Below are 18,373 nucleotides of genomic sequence, written 5' to 3' on the forward strand. Positions count from 1 at the left end.
AGAAAATTCAGGGTTCTTTTTTCAACCTATTATCGATTACCTTTGATGTAGTGGGTTCCACTAGCTTTTGGTGCATCGGCACGACCGATGAATCCAGTTAAAGCTAATATGGTTAACACATATGGAGCAATTAACAAGTATACATTTGGAATTTCCTTTAAGAAAGGTAAACTTGATCCAATGATACTGATACTTTGCGCGAAACCGAAGAAGATTGCAGCACCTAATGCACCAAGTGGATGCCATTTACCGAAAATCATTGCGGCTAACGCCATGAAACCTTGACCACTGATTGTCGAGTGGCTGAAGTTAGACGTAATAGATTGTGCATAAACTCCACCACCGAGACCACCAAGAGCTCCGGAAAGGATGACACCCAAATAACGCATTTTGGTGACATTTATACCCATAGTGTCTGCCGCCATCGGATGTTCACCGACTGAGCGGAGGCGGAGACCAAATGGTGTTTTGGTAACAATAAACCATACTAAAATGGCAACCAAAATTGCTAGAAACGATGTCCAATACGTATTTTGGAAGAAGATTTTACCGATTACAGGAATATCCTTTAAAACAGGAATATCAATTTTGCTAAACCCCTTACTGATAATTCCAGTTTCACCTTTATCATAAATGAGCTTTACAAGAAAAAGGGTAAGTCCTGTTGCGAGTAAGTTAATTGCCACACCGGAAACCGTATGGTCCGCCCGGAAGGTAATTGCCGCAACCGCGTGTAATAAGGAAAAGATCGCTCCTGCAGCCATTGCTATTAATAATGCTATCCAAGGTGTAGCACTGCCAAATGTATCAAATGTAGTTAAGTTAAATACGATCGCCGAAAATGCCCCAATTACCATTAAACCTTCAAGTCCAATATTAACTACCCCAGAACGCTCCGAGAAAATACCGCCTAATGCAGTGAAGACAAGAGGAGCAGCCCATAATAAAGTGGATGGAATAAGAATGATTAAAATATCCATTAAACTCAACTTACTTCACCTCCTTCTTACTGAATCGGTCAAGAAATACTCTTATTATATAGCTTGATGCAACAAAGAATACGATTAACGCAATAATGATATCAACTAATTCATTTGGTACTCCAGCTTCAAGCGGCATGTTTAGTGCTCCTACTTTTAGAACACCAAATAGTATCGCTGAGAAAAATACACCTAGAGCAGTATTACCACCTAGTAATGCAACAGCAATTCCGTCGAAACCAACGCCTGAGAATCCACCCTTAACAGCGGCATATTCGAATGTTCCTAGTCCTTCCATAGCACCAGCTAAGCCAGCAAAGGCTCCTGAAATAACCATTGAAAGGATAATATTTCTATTAACGTTCATGCCCGCATATTGTGCGGCATGTTGATTAAAACCTACTGACCTTAATTCAAACCCTCTTGTTGTTCTTTCTAATAAAAACCACATTATAAAGCAAGATATAATAGCAAGAATAATACCCCAGTGAAGTCTAGAATAGTCAGTTAGACTTTCTAACCAGCCAGATCGTAATGTTGCTGATTTATGAATAGGACCTGAATTGTCCCCATGATCTGTGATTACATTACGAATAAGATAATTCGATACATGTAAGGCTACATAGTTCATCATAATGGTTACAATTACTTCATGCACACGAAAACGTGCTTTTAATAGACCAGGAATAAATGCCCAAAGCGCACCTGCAACTATGGACGCTAAGATAGCAAGTGGTAAATGAATAATACGTGGCAGGTCAAAAGCTACCCCTACCCAAACCGCTGCAAGCCAGCCTACTAAGAATTGCCCCTCAACCCCGATATTAAATAAGCCCACTCGGAAAGCAAAAGCAACAGCTAATCCGGCTAAAATATATGGGGTAAACTGTCTTACTACTTCCCCGATATAATAGATATCTCCAAATGCGCCATTCCATAGTGCCGTAAAGGCCGCAATTGGATTGTACCCACTAAATAACATGATAATTGTTCCAACAATGATGCCTAATAAAACAGCAATAATTGGTGTTAAAATACTTTTAAACCGTTTAGACATGGTTTTGTTCACCCGCTTCCTTTCTATTCGATCCAGCCATCAACAATCCGAGTTCCTGCTCAGTCGTTTCCTTTGGATTAACAACAGCCACGATTTTCCCCTCATAAATAACCGCAATACGGTCACTAACATTCATAATTTCATCCAATTCAAAGGATACAAGCAAGACACCTTTCCCATTATCGCGCTGCTCGATTAAGCGCTTATGAATGAATTCTATTGCCCCAACATCCAAACCGCGAGTTGGCTGTGCCGCAATGAGTATGTCAGGGTTACGGTCTATTTCACGTCCAATAATCGCCTTTTGTTGATTACCACCAGAAAGGGCACGTGCCAAAGTGTATTCACTTGGTGTGCGAACATCAAACTCACTTATTAGCGATTTAGCCTTTTTATATATTTCACTAAAGTTTAAGATTCCGTTCTTTGAGAATGGCTTTTTATTATACGTTTGTAAAACCATGTTCTCTCCAATTGGGAAATTTAATACTAACCCGTGCTTGTGACGATCCTGAGGAATATGACCTACGCCAGATTCAGTAATTTGCCTTGGAGTATGATTGATCAATTCTTTGCCATTTAATTTTACACTGCCACTTTCAGCTTTACGTAATCCTGTAATTGCTTCAATAAATTCAGATTGTCCATTTCCATCGACTCCAGCGATTCCGACAATCTCCCCAGCACGGATAGAAAGATTAAGACCATTAACAACCATAACACCACGAGGGTCTTTAACAACCAAATCCTTGATTTCAAGTACTTCTTGTTTTGGGGTTGCTTCCTTTTTATCCGTTTTAAAGACAACCTCACGTCCAACCATTAAGCTCGCAAGTTCATTAGGGTTTGTTTCGCTAACGGTTACAGTTCCAATCCCCTTACCTTTACGAATAACGGTACAACGGTCAGAAACTTCCATAATCTCTTTAAGTTTATGGGTAATGAGAATAATAGATTTGCCTTCTTTTATAAGCGTTTTCATAATTTGTATTAATTCTTTAATCTCTTGTGGTGTTAATACGGCTGTAGGTTCATCAAAAATAAGAATTTCTGCCCCACGATAGAGTGTTTTTAAGATTTCAACCCGTTGCTGCATCCCCACTGAAATATCGGATATTTTTGCTTGCGGGTCAACCGCTAGACCATAGCGCTCTGAAATTTCACGAACTTGTTGTTCAGCCTTTTTAAGATCAATTCGACCAGCTGAGGTTATTTCTCTACCAAGGATAATATTTTCAGTGACAGTGAAGGTATCAACCAACATAAAGTGCTGATGGACCATTCCAATTCCAAGATCATTAGCGATATTAGGATTTGCAATGTTAACCGGTTTCCCTTTTACACGGATTTCACCTTGTTCTGGCTGATATAATCCAAAGAGAACATTCATCAAGGTTGATTTACCTGCACCATTTTCTCCAAGCAAGGCATGGATTTCACCCTTTTTTAATTGAAGGGTTATGTTATCATTCGCAACGAAGCCATTAAACTCTTTACGGATGTTAAGCATTTCAATTACATATTCCATCTTTTCTCACTCCCTGTGATAAGGTAAAAGGAAAAATTGACCAACAGTAGTAAGAGGTCAGACCTTTCCGAATTTTAAAAAAACAGGGAATTCCTCCCCACTTAAATCTTAAATGAAAAGTAGAATATTTATTCTACTCTTCAGTTAGGATTCATTAGAAAGGAATAAGCGAGCACTAGTTAAATCCCGCTTATTCCTCACAAAAATTATTTTACACTAAAAGTCTTTAATTCAGCACGAGTTCCTGGAACTTTTACTGCGCCTGATTTAATCTTTTCAACCCATTCTTTTACTGCAGCTTCAATCGCATCTTTTTTATCTGCTTTTGCGTTGATTGGCGCTACGCCAACCCCATCTTCAGCTAAACCGTATAATGCAACTTCTCCACCAGGGAAATTCCCATCCATTGCTTTTTTAGATAAATCCTGTACCGCTACGTCAACACGTTTTAGTGCAGATGTAAGAACAATATCTGGACCCATGTCGTTTTGGTCACGGTCTACACCGATAGCCCAAATTTCTTTACTAGGATCTTTTGCTTTTCTGTCAGTTGCTTCTTTGAATAGACCGTTCCCAGTACCACCAGCAGCATGGAACACTACGTCCGCACCTGAAGAATACATTTTAGATGAGATATTTTGACCTAATTCTGCTTTATCAAATGCACCTGCATACTGAACATCCACTTTCACTTCAGGTTTTGCAGCTTTAACGCCTGCTAAGAAGCCAGCTTCGAAACGTTCGATAACTGGGATTTCCATCCCACCGATGAATCCAATATGGTTAGATTTTGTTTGAAGTGCAGCTGCTACACCAGCAAGGAATGCTGCTTCTTGCTCTTTGAAAAGAACACTTGCAACGTTTGGTTGTTTAACTTCAGCATCAATAATAGCAAAGTGTGAATCTTTTTGTTGTTTCGCAATTTCTTCTACAGCAGCTTGCATTAAGAAACCAATTCCGTAAACTAAATCAAAATCTTGACGTGCAAGAGTATTTAAGTTAGTAGAATAATCAGCATCAGATTTTGATTGAAGGTAATCATATCCACCTTTACCTTTTGTTAAGCCATTGTCTTTACCGAACTTTTGAAGACCTTCCCATGCAGATTGGTTGAATGATTTGTCATCAACACCACCAACATCAGTTACCATTGCTACAGAGAATTTATTTGCCTTTTCTCCACCTGTAGCTGGTTCTTTACTTGTATCATCACTTTTTCCACATGCCCCTAAAAGTGTACCAGCAGCTAGTACTAGTGATAAAGCCATTCCAATTTTACGCTTCTTCATGGTATTGACCCCCTATGAATATTGTTGATTTAGTAAAAATGTTTTTATAGCAAGACTGGTTGCGTTTTCAAAAAGGATAAAAAATTAAACTCTTTTCCTTAAAACATGAAAACTAAACTTGTCCGCTTTAAAATAGTTTACCGAAAAAAGGATTGGCTCATCCATTTCATCGAAATGCATTTGTTTTAAAACTAACAAAGCAGTTTCTGGTTCGCATTCTAGAATTGGGGAAATTTTTTCATGATAGCCAATTGGCTCGATTTGAGCAACCGCGTATGTAATCCTTCGGTTTGCCTTATCTTCCAAAATACTGAAGATAGATTCTTCTGTATGGGAAAATGTTTCTGGCAATATGCGTTCTGGTACCTTGTCGACACAGTAGACGACCGGTTCTCCATTTGCGGTTCTTACCCTCTCCATCACGAAAATCTCCTCACTTGTAGAACAAGAGAAACGACGAACATCCTCTTCGGTCGGACCTTGCGTTGATGAACTAAGGAAAATTGTTCCTGGTATCATACCAGCTTGCTTTATCATGGCAGTGACACTATTAAGTTGTTCAATCCCTGAAGTAAACAATGGCTTAACATTAACAAAAGTTCCAACACCGTGGCGTCTAATGATAACGTTTTCTTCTTCAAGTATTCGCAATGCTTCACGAAGGGTGGCCCTGCTTACACCAAGCTGTTTTGCAAGATCAAACTCAGAAGGTAATTTTTCTTTTTCTTTATATACCCCATCAGCGATATCTTGCTTTAACCGATCGATTACTTGTAAATATAAATGCCGGTTATCTGATTTTATAGACATGCTGTTTCCTCCAGCCTTATTCCTTAGACATCAGACATCTGATATCATTTCTACTAATCGAAATTATATTAACACTTTTTTTCGGATAAATAAATAGCTATTAAAAAATTTGTCGAAAAAGGCTACGAGGTAATGTCACAAATATAACTAAGAATTTTCACCCATTTTCTAATTAAAATCCCTTGGGATATATGCAGGTATTATATTTATTATGATGAGACTTTAGTATCTAGTTCTATATTGTTGTAACCTCCTACTATTTTATTATTTTATTTGACTCATTATTCATAGTATGAAAAAAGCCTTTATTATGAGTTGTATACTTCAACATAATAAAGGCTGTGAAATAGAAGTTAATTAACCTGTTCCGGTCTTTCACTAATACTTTTATATTCTAACTTCTTATTCAATTATGAACTTTGTTCTTCTTTATCTTTAGGTTTTGGCTGTAAAACAGCACGTGGCTTACTGCCTTCATATGGACCAACGATACCGCGTGCTTCCATTTCATCAATTAACCTTGCAGCCCTTGTGTAGCCAATACGGAACCGTCTTTGTAACATGGAAACAGATGCTGTTTGCATGTCAATAATTAACTCAACTGCATCATTATATATATCATCATCGACCGCACCTGTTACTTCAGGAATATCATCTGGGATCATCTCATCTTGGTATTGTGCTTTCTGTTGGGAAATAACAAATTCAACCGTGTCCTCGACTTCTTGGTCTGAGAGAAACGCACCTTGAACACGAACTGGTTTGGATTCTCCAACTGGAAGGAACAACATATCCCCTCTTCCCAAAAGTTTTTCCGCACCCCCCATATCTAAAATTGTCCTTGAATCGGTTGCACTTGACACTGCAAAGGCAATTCTGGATGGAATATTTGCCTTTATTACCCCAGTAATTACATCAACGGATGGCCGTTGAGTGGCAATGATTAAGTGAATTCCCGCTGCTCTCGCCATTTGAGCAAGGCGGGTAATCGAATCTTCTACATCCGACGAGGCCACCATCATTAAATCAGCCAACTCATCAACAATTACCACAATAAAGGGCAGTAATGGCTGTTTATCATTTTCCTCTAAATTATGCTTTCTTACGTGGTCATTATAGCCCTCAATATTACGTGTACCCGTGTAGGAAAACAATTCGTACCGTCTTTCCATTTCATTTACCACTTTTTTCAAAGCTTGTGATGCTTTTTTTGCATCAGTTACAACAGGTGCTAGCAAATGAGGAATTCCATTATAAACATTGAGTTCAACCATTTTCGGGTCAATCATCATTAGTTTCACTTCATGGGGCTTTGCTCGCATTAAAATACTCGTGATAATGCCATTTATACAAACACTTTTTCCGCTTCCAGTTGCACCTGCAACAAGTAAATGGGGCATTTTATTTAATTCAGCTAAAACAGCTTCACCTGTAATGTCCCGGCCTAAGCCAATTAAAAGCTTGGAGTCAGGCTTGTCATTTTGTGTTGCTTCTAATACCTCGCGAAGCGAAACTACAGCAACCTCCGAGTTAGGAACTTCAATTCCAATTGCGGATTTACCAGGAATTGGCGCTTCAATTCTTATCCCCTTAGCAGCTAGTGCTAAGGCTAAGTCATCACTTAAACTGACAATTTTACTTACCTTTACACCTACGTCAGGATGAACTTCATATTTTGTTACAGCTGGTCCTAAATGCACCTGTGTTACTCGTGCTTTCACGCCAAAGCTTTGAAATGTCCTCTCTAGTTTTGCCGCATTTGCATGAATTTGTTCATATTCTCCACTCTGATCTGTTTTCTTTGGCAAATTGAGCAATCGAAGTGGTGGCAGCTCATAGTCAATATTCTCTACTTCCGTAAAGGTGATCGGCGGGATACTATCCTCATTTTCTTCAGAAGTTCCTTTTCCATCCTTTGTTTCTTCTTGGTGATTCTTATCCTGTGCATCTTCTTCCACATATGCCCTATCGGCAAAACTTGATATAATTGGCTCAGATGTTCTAATTTCCTCTTGGAGTGGTTGAGTTTCTGCATTTAAGACAGGCTGATTTTGTTCACGGTTTTCCTGCTCTTTTCTTCTCTGTGCGATTCTCTCTGCTTTTCGCTCTCGTTGCTTTTGTTTCCAATCTGTCATATCCGTTTTAAAGGCATCCCATTGACTTTTTGAAAAATCAACCATCACAATCATGATTTTCCCGATGAAATCTCCAAATGATTTACCGGTAAGTAAGATAATTCCAATTAAAATAAAAATAAATGCAATAATTTTCGTACCTGTTTCAGCGAATAAATAATGGAATAAGGCAAATAAAACTGCTCCAAGCATTCCCCCGCCAAGATCGGTGGTGCTTGTTTCACCTCTAAGTTCCATCATAAACAATTCCCATGTATTGCTGATAACACTAGGATCTTTAAATTTCCCATCATTGGTTAGCAAATGAAATAGGGTGACATGGCTCAAAAGCAGAATAGCAGAAGTTATAAAATAACTTCCAACCAATTTAATATGGAAGAAAAAAGGAATAGTCCGTTTCCACATCAAATAAACGCTTAACACAACAAGCCCAATTAAACTGAGCATATACCATTCTCCCATCCAAAAACGGAAGAAGATAACGGTGGCCTTCCCAACTGCACCAAGCTTTGCTATTGATATGATCGCAATAGCTAAAAGAGCCAGTGCGGATAATTCAAATTGAACGGTCTTTTTCAAATGGTTATCTCTCTTTTTTGGTTGTCTTCTTTTTTTCTTTGCCATCTAATCACCTTGTTGTTTCATTATGGTATATTTAATCCTTTTTTATATTACATCCTAAGATAAAAGGAGTTAAAAGGAAGAAAGCAGCCATTCAGGCTGCTCTTGTATCTTACACTGATTATACCATAATCTACTATTGCAATGCGGACAATCCTTCCAGGCTCGCGAAAGAAATTTTTGCGCCTGGGCATATTTGATTATCCATATAATGCTGTGGATCCGTGCTCAGAATTCGGATAATTTGAACATTTTGACCATCTATAGACTCGACTAAGAGTGGAATTCCTTGATAGCTTGCCATTTGTTGATTGCTAGGTGAATTGGCCTCATATGGAAAAATGAGTTCTGGTGGCATCATGGTATAAAGAATCATTGAATCAACACTTCATTCTTTTCTTTATGAAGATCTATCAATTCATTTAACTTTTTCATTGCCTGCCCAAGTCCGCCAACTTCATCGATGAGACCTGTTTTTACAGCATCAACCCCAATGACATTGGTACCTATATCTCTGGTTAAATTACCTTTAGCAAACATTAAATCTTTAAATGTTTCTTCGGTAATTTTGGAATGCTTTGTTACAAATTTGACAACCCGCTCTTGCATTTTATCCATATATTCAAAAGTTGCTGGAACGCCTATCACTAGACCAGTCAATCGGATCGGATGGATCGTCATTGTTGCGGTTTCCGCAATAAAGGAGTAGTCACAGGAAACAGCAATTGGGACCCCTATTGAATGCCCTCCTCCTAATACAATTGAAACAGTCGGCTTTGATATGGTCGCTAGCATTTCGGATATTGCTAGACCCGCCTCGACATCGCCACCAACCGTATTTAAAATAATAAGGACCCCCTCAATTTTTGGATTTTGTTCTATTGCAACGAGTTGAGGAATTAAATGTTCATATTTTGTTGTTTTATTTTGTGGCGGCAGTGCTAGATGTCCTTCAACTTGACCGATAATGGTCAGACAATGAATTTTAGAATCAGTTGAAAGCTGTGGAACATTGGTTTGTCCTAGCTGCTGAATCTTTTCTATCAATGCAGAAGAAGGTTTTTCCTCTTTTTGAGGCTCCCCGCCTTCTTGGTTTTCAGATTCAATTTTTTGTATGTCGTTATTCATCCTAATACTCCCTTCAAGCATGATATTGTTTAGTATTTACCTGTAGGAGGTAATTTCATGCTTAAAATAAAAAGCACTGGATCCCCAGTGCTTTTTAATAAGAGTAATATACCATTTATGATATTTAGGTTAGCTTTTTAGATTTCCATAATTATTGGAAGAATCATTGGTCTTCTTTTTGTTTTTTCATATAAATTTCGGTTTAATTCTTCTCTAATATCCTGCTTTAAACTTGACCATTCAAAGGAATCTTTTGCAATATTTCTTTCTACAATGTCTCGAACTAGATTTGTTGAATCATCCATCAATTTTTCGGATTCACGAACATAAACAAAGCCTCTTGAGATAATCTCCGGTCCTGCAGCTATTTTCCGATCTTGTTTTGTTAAGGTCACTACCACAATAAGAATTCCATCCTGCGATAAAAGTCTTCGGTCGCGAAGGACTATATTTCCAACATCACCAACACCAATTCCATCAATTAGTATATTCCCAGATGGAACCTTTCCAGCAAGGGCAAGCTTCCCGTCTTTCATTTCAAGGATATCACCACGGTCTGGAATTAAGATTTCTTCATCGGTAAGTCCACATTCCATAGCCAATTTTCGGTGAGCTTTTAGCATCCGGTATTCACCGTGAACAGGTATTAAATATTTGGGCTTCATCAAGTTAATCATAAATTTTAATTCTTCTTGGCTTCCATGACTCGATACATGGATGGTTCTTTTACCTGATATAACATTTGCCCCGGCTCTAAAGAGCATATCAACAGTCTTGAATAAAAATACTTCACTCCCCCTAAGAGGTGAAGCAGCGATTAAAACGGTATCTCCTTTTTGAATATTAATCACTTTATCAATTTGCTTTGCCATTTTCTGCAATGCCTCTATAGGTTCACCCTGACTTCCAGTCATTAATACGACTATTTCTCGGTCTTGATAATTTTTTATCTCACTAATAGGAATGATTAAATCCTCTGCTACTTCTAAATATCCTAAATCAAGGGCAATATGATAAATTCTCTCTAGACTTTTCCCTACCACTGCGACTTTACGTCCATTCTCATTTGCTGCATTAAAAATATGCTGGATTCTATTTATATCTGAAGCAAAACAAGCAGCAATAATCCTCCCCGGTGCATTATAGAAAGCATTTGACATTTCACGCTCAACAATTGCTTCAGATGCGGTGTACCCCGGCTTTTCTGCTTCTGTACTATCAGACAACAAACATAATACCCCTTGTTCTCCGATGGATGCCATCTTCCCAATTTCTGGTTTATAAAGCTTTGTAGCCGCTTGATCAAATTTAAAATCACCAGTATAAACGATGATCCCTTCAGAGGTATGTATACAAACACCAACAGAATCAGGGATACTATGATTGGTTTTAAAGAAGCTTACATCAACAGCATCCAAGTTAATAATCGTATCCGAATCCACCTCAATAAAATTTGTTTTACCAAAATAATCTTGTTCTTTAAGTTTAGCATTTGCAAGGGCAAGTGTTAGCTTGGTTCCATAGACAGGGACATCTAATTGACGAAGTACATACGATAAAGCCCCTATATGATCTTCATGGCCATGAGTTAAGAAAATTGCTTTTACCCGGTCTTTATTTTCTTTTAAGTATGTAATATCCGGAATTACTATATCTATGCCAAGCATTTCTTCCTCGGGGAACATTAAGCCGGCATCTATGATAAATATGTCCTTGTCCACCTCAACAAGATACATATTCTTTCCGATTTCTCCTATACCACCAAGTGTAATTAACTTAATGGAATTATTTATTTTCTGTACCAAATTGTAAATCCTCCTAAGTTGAAACGAGTATACGCCGTTAACATGCGCTTCCGCTTTTTAATTTCCGATCGAGATCAGTTAGAGTTATTATACTAGATTTCTGAAAACCTTTCCAACATTTATAATAATTATGCTAATTCTAAACAAAAATAAGCCAACCGAATGATCCTTCGGTTGGCTTTAGGTAGTCATTATACCTTATTTAATAAAGTAATTAACGCTGCACGTTCTTGTTCTGTTAGCCCTACGAGAGGAAGCCTTACTGATCCAACGTCTAATCCAGTTACCTGTAAGGCTGTTTTAACAGGCGCAGGACTAGAAGCAGTAAATAAACCTTGCATGAAAGGGAGGAGATGCTGATGCAATTTTGCAGCCTTTTCATTCTCACCATTAAAGAATGCTTTTACCATTTCTTGCAATTGATTTCCAATCACATGTGAAGCAACCGAAACAACGCCTGCACCGCCAATGGAAAGAACAGGGATTGTCAGGCTATCGTCCCCACTATATAATACAAAATCATCATCCGTATTGGCAATGATGTGTGTCATTGCATTTAAATCCCCGCTTGCCTCTTTGACTGCAACAATATTAGCTAACTTAGAAAGTCTAATGATCGTCTCGGGAAGGATGTTAACTGCAGACCGGCCAGGGATGTTGTAGACCATAACCGGCAGGGATGTAGCTTCTGCAACGGCTTTAAAATGCTGATATAGACCTTCCTGATTTGGTTTATTATAATAGGGTGCGACAACCATTATAGCATCCACGCCAAGTTGCTCAGCTTTTTTTGTCAATTCAACAGATGCATAAGTATTATTGCTTCCTGTTCCTGCTATTACGGGAATCCGCTTTTTTACCGTTTTTACAACATGATCAAATAATGCCAACTTTTCTTCCTTAGTTAACGTTGGTGATTCACCAGTGGTTCCAGCAACCACAAGTGACTCTGTTCCATTTTCAATTAAAAAATTCACTAATTGCGTGGTCTTGGCAAAATCAATATGTCCTTTTTTATCAAAAGGGGTAACCATTGCCGTCGATACTCGCCCAAAATGAACCATATTCTTACTCCTCTCAATACAATCCAGCATACTAAAAACACTCATTTTCTCTTCCGAATTCATTATAAGGATTTACCATTAAATTGGTGAAATCATCTATAAATCTGAAAGATTAAATTCAAATGATTCTTCTTCTAATTGAAAAGCATCATGAAGGGCATTTACGGATTTAACCAAGTCCTCCTGCTTTACAAGTACCCAAATCGTAGTATGACTATCTGCAGATTGTAGTATCCGAATTCCATGATCCGATAAGGCCGTTACGATTTTCGAAGTAACTCCAGGAACTCCGGCAATCCCTGCACCAACAACAGAAACTTTTGCACAATGACGCTCTACGACAGGATCATGACCTAATTCGTTTAAAACCTGTATTGCTCGATCGGTCATTTCCTCTGTTACTGTATAGATTACTCCGTTTGGCGAAATATTGATAAAATCTACACTGATTCCTTCATTGGCCATCGCCTTAAATACTTCTGCCTGCAAGTAATATTGATCCTTTTTAGCGAATACCTTTATTTGCGTTACACTTGAAACGTGAGCGATTCCAGTTACAACTCGTTCCTTTATGTCACTGCCACGATTATTTTTATTTAATGAGGTTACCAAGGTTCCTAAATTATCTGAGTAGGTTGAGCGAATCCGAATGGGTACTTTTGCCTGCATTGCGATTTCAACTGCTCGTGGATGAATGACCTTTGCACCCTGATAAGCCATATTACACACTTCTGTGTAAGTTACTATGGGAAGTGGCCGTGCATTTTCTGCAATGCGTGGATCGGCTGTCATAATTCCTTCCACATCGGTAAAAATATCTATCCATTCTGCATTAAGGGCAGCACCTAAAGCTGCAGCTGAGGTATCACTTCCGCCACGACCAATTGTGGTAATATCGCCATTTTTTGCAGCTCCTTGAAAACCGGCAACCACAACAACATCATTTTTCTCTAACTCACTTAGCAACCTGTCACATTTCATTTCATTGATTTTTGCATTTGTGTGGTCGTTGTTTGTTCGGAATCCCGCTTGAGCGCCAGTTAATGCAACAGCATTAATACCCTTTTTCAATAACATACTTACAAAAACGACACTAGAAATAATCTCACCGCAGGACAATAATAAGTCGTGTTCCCGTTTTGAGATTTTGCTTAAGTTCCCATCGATTAATGAAAGTAATGTGTCCGTAGCATAAGGGTCACCTTTTCTTCCCATCGCACTGACAACGACAACCACTTTATAGCCATCAGCTAAAGCTTTCTCGATATGGCCTTCCGCATATTTCCTACCTTTTTCATCTCTTACAGATGTACCGCCAAATTTTTGAACAATAATTTTCATGGTGACACCAAAACCTGCCTTTTTGATGTAACTTTATTTTACAATACCTAATTTAACTAAACTTTCTGCGATTTGAACAGAATTCCAAGCTGCTCCTTTGAGTAAGTTATCAGAAACCACCCACATATGGAAACCACGAGGCTCATCAATGTCTTTTCTAATCCGTCCAACAAATACATCATTTTTCCCAACGCAATTCGCAGGCATAGGATATAGTTGATTTTCCGGATCATCCTGCAAAATAACACCGGGGGCATCTTTTAATAATGCTTTAATGTCATTCGCACTTATGTCATCCGCTTCAATTTCAAAATAAACAGATTCAGAATGACCTACTGCTACTGGTAGTCTTACACAAGTAGCGGAAACCTGTAATTCTGGTAAGTGCATGATTTTTTTTGTTTCATTAATCATTTTCATTTCTTCAAATGTATATCCATTGTCTTGAAATTTATCAATTTGTGGAATCGCATTAAAAGCAATTTGATAGTGATTTTTATCTGATTTGACAGGTAAAATCTTAGGCTCATATGCTTCACCGTTTAGGATTGAACGAGTTTGTTCCATTAATTCCTCGACTGCAGCGGCACCAGATCCTGAAACAGCTTGATATGTTGAAACAATAACTTTTTTCAAACCAAATTGTTGACGGATTGGCTCAAGTGCTACAACCATTTGGATGGTTGAACAATTGGGATTAGCAATAATACCATTTTGATGGTGAAGGTCCGCTTCGTTCACTTCAGGAACGACTAATGGTGTATTCTCATCCATTCTAAAAGCGCTAGTGTTGTCCACAACGATAGCACCACGTTTAACAGCTTCTGGACCTAGTTCCTTTGATACACTCCCGCCCGCACTGAATAAGGCAATCTCGACCCCTTCAAAACTCTCAGGCTTTGCTTCTTCAATGATATATTCCTGACCATTAACCTCCACTTTTTTACCAGCTGAACGTGCGGATGATAATAAAGTAAGTTTTCTGATTGGGAAGTTCTCTTTTATTAAAGTGTGAATCATTTGTTGTCCTACTGCTCCTGTTGCTCCAACAACAGCAACGTGATATCCATTTTGTTGATTCATTACAAGTTCCCCTTCCATACTAGCTGGTCATTATATTTCAAAAAGGAATTGGCCTTTATATAGCTGCCAGCATGTTATTCATATTTTTTATTATCTCATCAGTGGGTAATGAAACTCCCCACTGATGATAGAATAATTTATTTTACCATATTCCTTTAAAGAAATAACCTTTTTTGATGAATGAGGGGGGATAATTAGTCAGAATCTTTATATCTTTCTACTAACACTGGTTGAATTTGTTTCCCTTCGATCGCAGCTACGACTGTTTCTGTGAGTAACGTCATTCTTGCTACCATTGAATTTGGCTTTTTTATTGGGTCATCCTGGCCATAGGGAATAAAATAAATATTCTTTGTTGCCATTAGCCTCATTAAGTTTACTCCATTTAATCCAAGTGCATCGTTAGTCGAAATTCCGAGTACAACGGGCTTTAAATTTCTCAATGTTGCTTTCGCAGCCATTAATACTGGACTATCGTTCATTGCGTTGGCAAATTTACTCATTGATACACCAGTTAATGGAGCAATAACCATACAATCAAGAGGGATTTTGGGTCCCAGCGGCTCGGCTTTGACGATCGAATCAATGACTTTATTTCCTGTTAAATCTTCAATTCGCTGGATCCAATCCTCGCCTTTACCAAACCGGGTGTCTGTATTTTTAACTGTAAAAGTTACCACTGGCATTACTTCAGCACCGGCTTGAACTAATTTTTCTATTTCAGGGAATACTGCATCGTACGTACAATGAGAGCCAGTTAAGCCAAAGCCAATTCTTTTACCCTTTAAACTCATTTCACTTTCCCCTTTCGCTTTCGTAAATCATCTTGGAGCAGTTGAGCAAGAACATTTGCCAGAATTTTGCCGGCTGTTTTTGGTGCAACAATCCCTGGCAATCCCGGGGCAAGCAATGCTTTTATTCCCCTTTTCTCCGCATATCTAAAATCAGTTCCTCCCGGCTTTGATGCAAGGTCAATAATGAGCGTATGTGATGGCATTTTAGAAATAACCATCGCTGTTACGATTAAATGTGGTGCTGTGTTAATTAAAATATCAGTATTCTTTACTTCATTTTCCAAATCCTTCAAATGAAACGGTGTTAAGCCCATTTCAGTGATTCTTGCCAAATGTTCACTTTTCCTAGCCCCTACCTTAACTTTTGCTCCAAGGGCTGCAAATGTTCTCGCCACACTCATACCAACTCTGCCTAACCCTAGAACCGTAATATTCGACCCATGTATTGTAAAATCAGTGTGTTGGATCGCCATCATAATCGTCCCTTCTACTGTAGGGATTGAATTATAGATGGCCACATCATCCCTTTCAAATAACTGAATAAGAGTCCGTTTAGCTTGCTTGGTAATCCCATTTAAATAAGCATTGCTGATTCCTGAATAAATCGTACAATGTTCTGGAGTCTTAGAGAGTAAATCCCCTGTCAAAATAACCTTTTCATTTGAAAAGATTGTTTCTACCTGCCCTTCTAAATTTGTACCAGGCACTGGCAAGATCAGGGTATCCACTGTTGAAAAATCCACCTCATCCAGCTTTTCCTTGACTGCACCTGTAAAAGCATGATCAAGCTGTTCAAAACCAATAAGCGATAATCTCGCATCTAATTCAGTTAACTTACGGATGATTTCCAGCTGTCTGGCATCCCCGCCAATCACGGCAATCTGCATCCCTGTCAGCATGAAAACATTCACCTTCTTCTTTTTAAAAATCCTACTAAGAATTCCTTTTCTATATATCACTTCACCATCTTATGTAGGTTAACTTCATTCGGTGAGTTTTCCATACGTACTAAATAAAAAAGCCCAAGCAAGTTGACACTCGCTTGGGCTTTTTTTGCTGAAGTGATATTAATCTTCATCCGGCACATCGATTATTATCATATCTGATCCTATCTTTTTAATGTGTTGCCAAGGAACCCTGATTTCTTCCCCTTGTTTTCGGAAACCAAACCATTTTATTGAAGGTATTAGCAGTGCTTGAATTTGTCCGGTGCCTTCATTAATCTCTAAATCGGTTTGTCCAAGGACACCTAGCCGTTCTGCCTTTTTTACGTCAACAATTTCCTTTCCACTTAATTCACTTAACCTCAATACAAGATCCCCCCTTCATTTACCCCTTATTAATAGTTTATAAGTGGAAGTCCCTATTTAGACTAAGAAAAGCACAAGCGCTGTTAAGTAGACCTTTAGTAACTAGGACAACAAAAAAAGAGGTAATCCATCAGCATGGAATACCTCTTTTCATTTACGATAATGTATTCGGAAATTCTCCGTCTGGACTAATTAAAGTCACGGAATAGTTGTCTGTAAAAACGGCCTTTGTCATTTCGTCCACACTTTTTTTGGTAACTCCATCAATCTGCTCAATAATTTCATCCAGCGAACGATGACGTTTTAATAAAAGTTCATTTTTACCATTACGACTCATCCTGCTATTTGTACTTTCAAGACTTAGCATCAAGCTGCCCTTAAGCTGCTCTTTACTATTAGTTAATTCCCTTTCAGTAATGCCTTCTTGCTTTAATTTATTAAGTGTTTCTTGGATGGTTTCAAATAGTACATTCAGCTGTTTAGCACCTGTTCCACCGTAAACCGTCACAATCCCACTATCTTGATAAGCTGAATGGTAAGAGAAAACTGAATATGCTAAGCCCCTTTGCTCACGGACTTCCTGAAATAATCTCGAGCTCATACTTCCGCCCAATATATTATTTAATGTAATTAAGCTGTAGATGTCTTCATGCCCAACCTTTAATCCTTCAAAACCAATACATAAATGGGCCTGTTCCGTATCTTTCTTGCGCGAAATTCGATTCGAATGGAAGGTAGGTATATTTTCAATTGCTTGGTTGTTAGCACCTTTATAGGATCCAAAATACTTTTCGACTTCTTTAATAAATGTTTCAGATACATTGCCTGCGATTGAGATAACAACATTTTCAGGAGTATACCTTTCATGAATATATTCCTTTAACGTTTGGCCAGTAAACGTATTAAGTATTTCCTCTGTACCTAGTATTGGATATCCGAGTGGATGATCTCCATACACTGCTCTACTAAGTAAATCATGAACAATATCGTCTGGAGTATCTTCGTACATTTTTATTTCTTCTAAGACTACATTTCTCTCTTTGTTTAGTTCCTCTTCCACAAAAGTGGAGTTAAAGAACATATCAGCTAACACATCTAGTGCAAATTGGGAATGTGTATCAAGGACTTTTGCATAATAGCAGGTATACTCCTTTGAAGTAAACGCATTCACCTGTCCGCCAATACTATCAAAGGATTCGGCAATTTCCTTAGCAGACCTTGTGGTAGTACCTTTAAAGAACATATGTTCCAGAAAATGCGAAACACCATTGTTTTGTGGGTTCTCATCTCTTGAACCCGTACCAATCCATACGCCTATTGCAACTGAACGAACAGTAGGGATATTTTCTAAAACAATTCTAACTCCATTTTGGCAAGTATATTTATTAATCATCGACTTCCTCCAGTCTATATACAGAAGCTGCTTTT

At 38.3% G+C, this 18,373-nt stretch carries 16 protein-coding genes; all 16 read right to left on the reverse strand.

The annotated features are described in order from the left end of the window. Positions 1-29: 29 nt before the first annotated feature. The 16 genes from J7E77_RS11685 to J7E77_RS11760 all read right to left on the reverse strand — a co-directional run bounded on the left by J7E77_RS11685 (position 30) and on the right by J7E77_RS11760 (position 18,338). Positions 30-989: an ABC transporter permease gene (locus tag J7E77_RS11685; protein ID WP_088086413.1), complete on the reverse strand. Its 960-nt coding sequence runs from the start codon at positions 987-989 to the stop codon at positions 30-32. Between the two features lies 1 nt (position 990). Further along, the gene (locus J7E77_RS11690) at positions 991-2,037 is read right to left on the reverse strand and encodes an ABC transporter permease (RefSeq protein WP_214714499.1); all 1,047 of its coding nucleotides are present in this window, start codon (positions 2,035-2,037) and stop codon (positions 991-993) included. After that, positions 2,030-3,565: an ABC transporter ATP-binding protein gene (locus J7E77_RS11695; protein ID WP_214714501.1), complete on the reverse strand. Its 1,536-nt coding sequence runs from the start codon at positions 3,563-3,565 to the stop codon at positions 2,030-2,032. Before J7E77_RS11695 ends, J7E77_RS11690 begins: the two co-directional genes overlap by 8 nt. Positions 3,566-3,771: 206 nt before the next feature. Then, entirely contained in the window at positions 3,772-4,854 is a 1,083-nt protein-coding gene (locus J7E77_RS11700) for a BMP family lipoprotein (RefSeq protein ID WP_214714503.1), read from the reverse strand. 84 nt (positions 4,855-4,938) lie between these two features. Next, a complete protein-coding gene (locus J7E77_RS11705; protein WP_214714505.1) occupies positions 4,939-5,664 on the reverse strand; it encodes a GntR family transcriptional regulator in 726 nt (241 codons plus the stop codon). Positions 5,665-6,074: 410 nt separating this feature from the next. Beyond that, positions 6,075-8,423, reverse strand: coding sequence for a DNA translocase FtsK (locus J7E77_RS11710; RefSeq protein WP_214714507.1), 2,349 nt, complete (start codon positions 8,421-8,423; stop codon positions 6,075-6,077). A 133-nt stretch (positions 8,424-8,556) separates the two neighbouring features. Beyond that, on the reverse strand, positions 8,557-8,796 hold the full coding sequence (locus J7E77_RS11715) for a YlzJ-like family protein (RefSeq protein ID WP_214714508.1): 240 nt from the start codon (positions 8,794-8,796) through the stop codon (positions 8,557-8,559). Next, positions 8,793-9,548 carry a ClpP family protease gene (locus tag J7E77_RS11720; RefSeq protein ID WP_214714509.1) on the reverse strand — a complete coding sequence of 252 codons (756 nt, stop codon included), beginning with the start codon at positions 9,546-9,548 and terminating at the stop codon, positions 8,793-8,795. Before J7E77_RS11720 ends, J7E77_RS11715 begins: the two co-directional genes overlap by 4 nt. A 137-nt stretch (positions 9,549-9,685) precedes the next feature. Beyond that, a complete protein-coding gene (locus tag J7E77_RS11725; protein WP_214714510.1) occupies positions 9,686-11,353 on the reverse strand; it encodes a ribonuclease J in 1,668 nt (555 codons plus the stop codon). A gap of 191 nt (positions 11,354-11,544) precedes the next feature. Beyond that, on the reverse strand, positions 11,545-12,417 hold the full coding sequence (dapA, locus tag J7E77_RS11730; RefSeq protein ID WP_214714512.1) for a 4-hydroxy-tetrahydrodipicolinate synthase: 873 nt from the start codon (positions 12,415-12,417) through the stop codon (positions 11,545-11,547). A gap of 96 nt (positions 12,418-12,513) precedes the next feature. Next, positions 12,514-13,758, reverse strand: a complete 1,245-nt coding sequence (gene dapG, locus J7E77_RS11735) for an aspartate kinase (RefSeq protein WP_214714514.1) — start codon at positions 13,756-13,758, stop codon at positions 12,514-12,516. Positions 13,759-13,791: 33 nt separating this feature from the next. Further along, a complete protein-coding gene (asd, locus tag J7E77_RS11740; RefSeq protein ID WP_210427125.1) occupies positions 13,792-14,841 on the reverse strand; it encodes an aspartate-semialdehyde dehydrogenase in 1,050 nt (349 codons plus the stop codon). A gap of 194 nt (positions 14,842-15,035) precedes the next feature. Further along, positions 15,036-15,635 (reverse strand): dipicolinate synthase subunit B, encoded by a 600-nt coding sequence (gene dpaB, locus J7E77_RS11745; protein ID WP_214714516.1) that lies wholly within the window; start codon positions 15,633-15,635, stop codon positions 15,036-15,038. After that, positions 15,632-16,534: a dipicolinic acid synthetase subunit A gene (gene dpaA, locus J7E77_RS11750; protein ID WP_214714533.1), complete on the reverse strand. Its 903-nt coding sequence runs from the start codon at positions 16,532-16,534 to the stop codon at positions 15,632-15,634. The genes dpaB and dpaA overlap by 4 nt, the downstream gene beginning before the upstream one ends. 168 nt (positions 16,535-16,702) lie before the next feature. Then, complete coding sequence (locus J7E77_RS11755) at positions 16,703-16,945, reverse strand: YlmC/YmxH family sporulation protein (RefSeq protein WP_088086400.1); 243 nt, start codon at positions 16,943-16,945, stop codon at positions 16,703-16,705. A 154-nt stretch (positions 16,946-17,099) separates the two neighbouring features. Further along, the gene (locus J7E77_RS11760; RefSeq protein WP_214714535.1) at positions 17,100-18,338 is read right to left on the reverse strand and encodes a M16 family metallopeptidase; all 1,239 of its coding nucleotides are present in this window, start codon (positions 18,336-18,338) and stop codon (positions 17,100-17,102) included. Positions 18,339-18,373: the final 35 nt, after the last annotated feature.

The organism is Bacillus sp. ISL-77 (assembly GCF_018613105.1).

Coding starts and splice junctions, on each gene's coding strand:
- dapG (WP_214714514.1), bottom strand. CDS start 13,758: ATGAAAATTATTGTTCAAAAATTTGGCGGTACATCTGTAAGAGATGAA.
- dpaB (WP_214714516.1), bottom strand. CDS start 15,635: ATGAGTTTAAAGGGTAAAAGAATTGGCTTTGGCTTAACTGGCTCTCAT.
- J7E77_RS11695 (WP_214714501.1), bottom strand. CDS start 3,565: ATGGAATATGTAATTGAAATGCTTAACATCCGTAAAGAGTTTAATGGC.
- asd (WP_210427125.1), bottom strand. CDS start 14,841: ATGAATCAACAAAATGGATATCACGTTGCTGTTGTTGGAGCAACAGGA.
- J7E77_RS11700 (WP_214714503.1), bottom strand. CDS start 4,854: ATGAAGAAGCGTAAAATTGGAATGGCTTTATCACTAGTACTAGCTGCT.
- J7E77_RS11720 (WP_214714509.1), bottom strand. CDS start 9,548: ATGAATAACGACATACAAAAAATTGAATCTGAAAACCAAGAAGGCGGG.
- J7E77_RS11715 (WP_214714508.1), bottom strand. CDS start 8,796: ATGATTCTTTATACCATGATGCCACCAGAACTCATTTTTCCATATGAG.
- J7E77_RS11705 (WP_214714505.1), bottom strand. CDS start 5,664: ATGTCTATAAAATCAGATAACCGGCATTTATATTTACAAGTAATCGAT.
- J7E77_RS11710 (WP_214714507.1), bottom strand. CDS start 8,423: ATGGCAAAGAAAAAAAGAAGACAACCAAAAAAGAGAGATAACCATTTG.
- dpaA (WP_214714533.1), bottom strand. CDS start 16,534: ATGCTGACAGGGATGCAGATTGCCGTGATTGGCGGGGATGCCAGACAG.
- J7E77_RS11760 (WP_214714535.1), bottom strand. CDS start 18,338: ATGATTAATAAATATACTTGCCAAAATGGAGTTAGAATTGTTTTAGAA.
- J7E77_RS11690 (WP_214714499.1), bottom strand. CDS start 2,037: ATGTCTAAACGGTTTAAAAGTATTTTAACACCAATTATTGCTGTTTTA.
- dapA (WP_214714512.1), bottom strand. CDS start 12,417: ATGGTTCATTTTGGGCGAGTATCGACGGCAATGGTTACCCCTTTTGAT.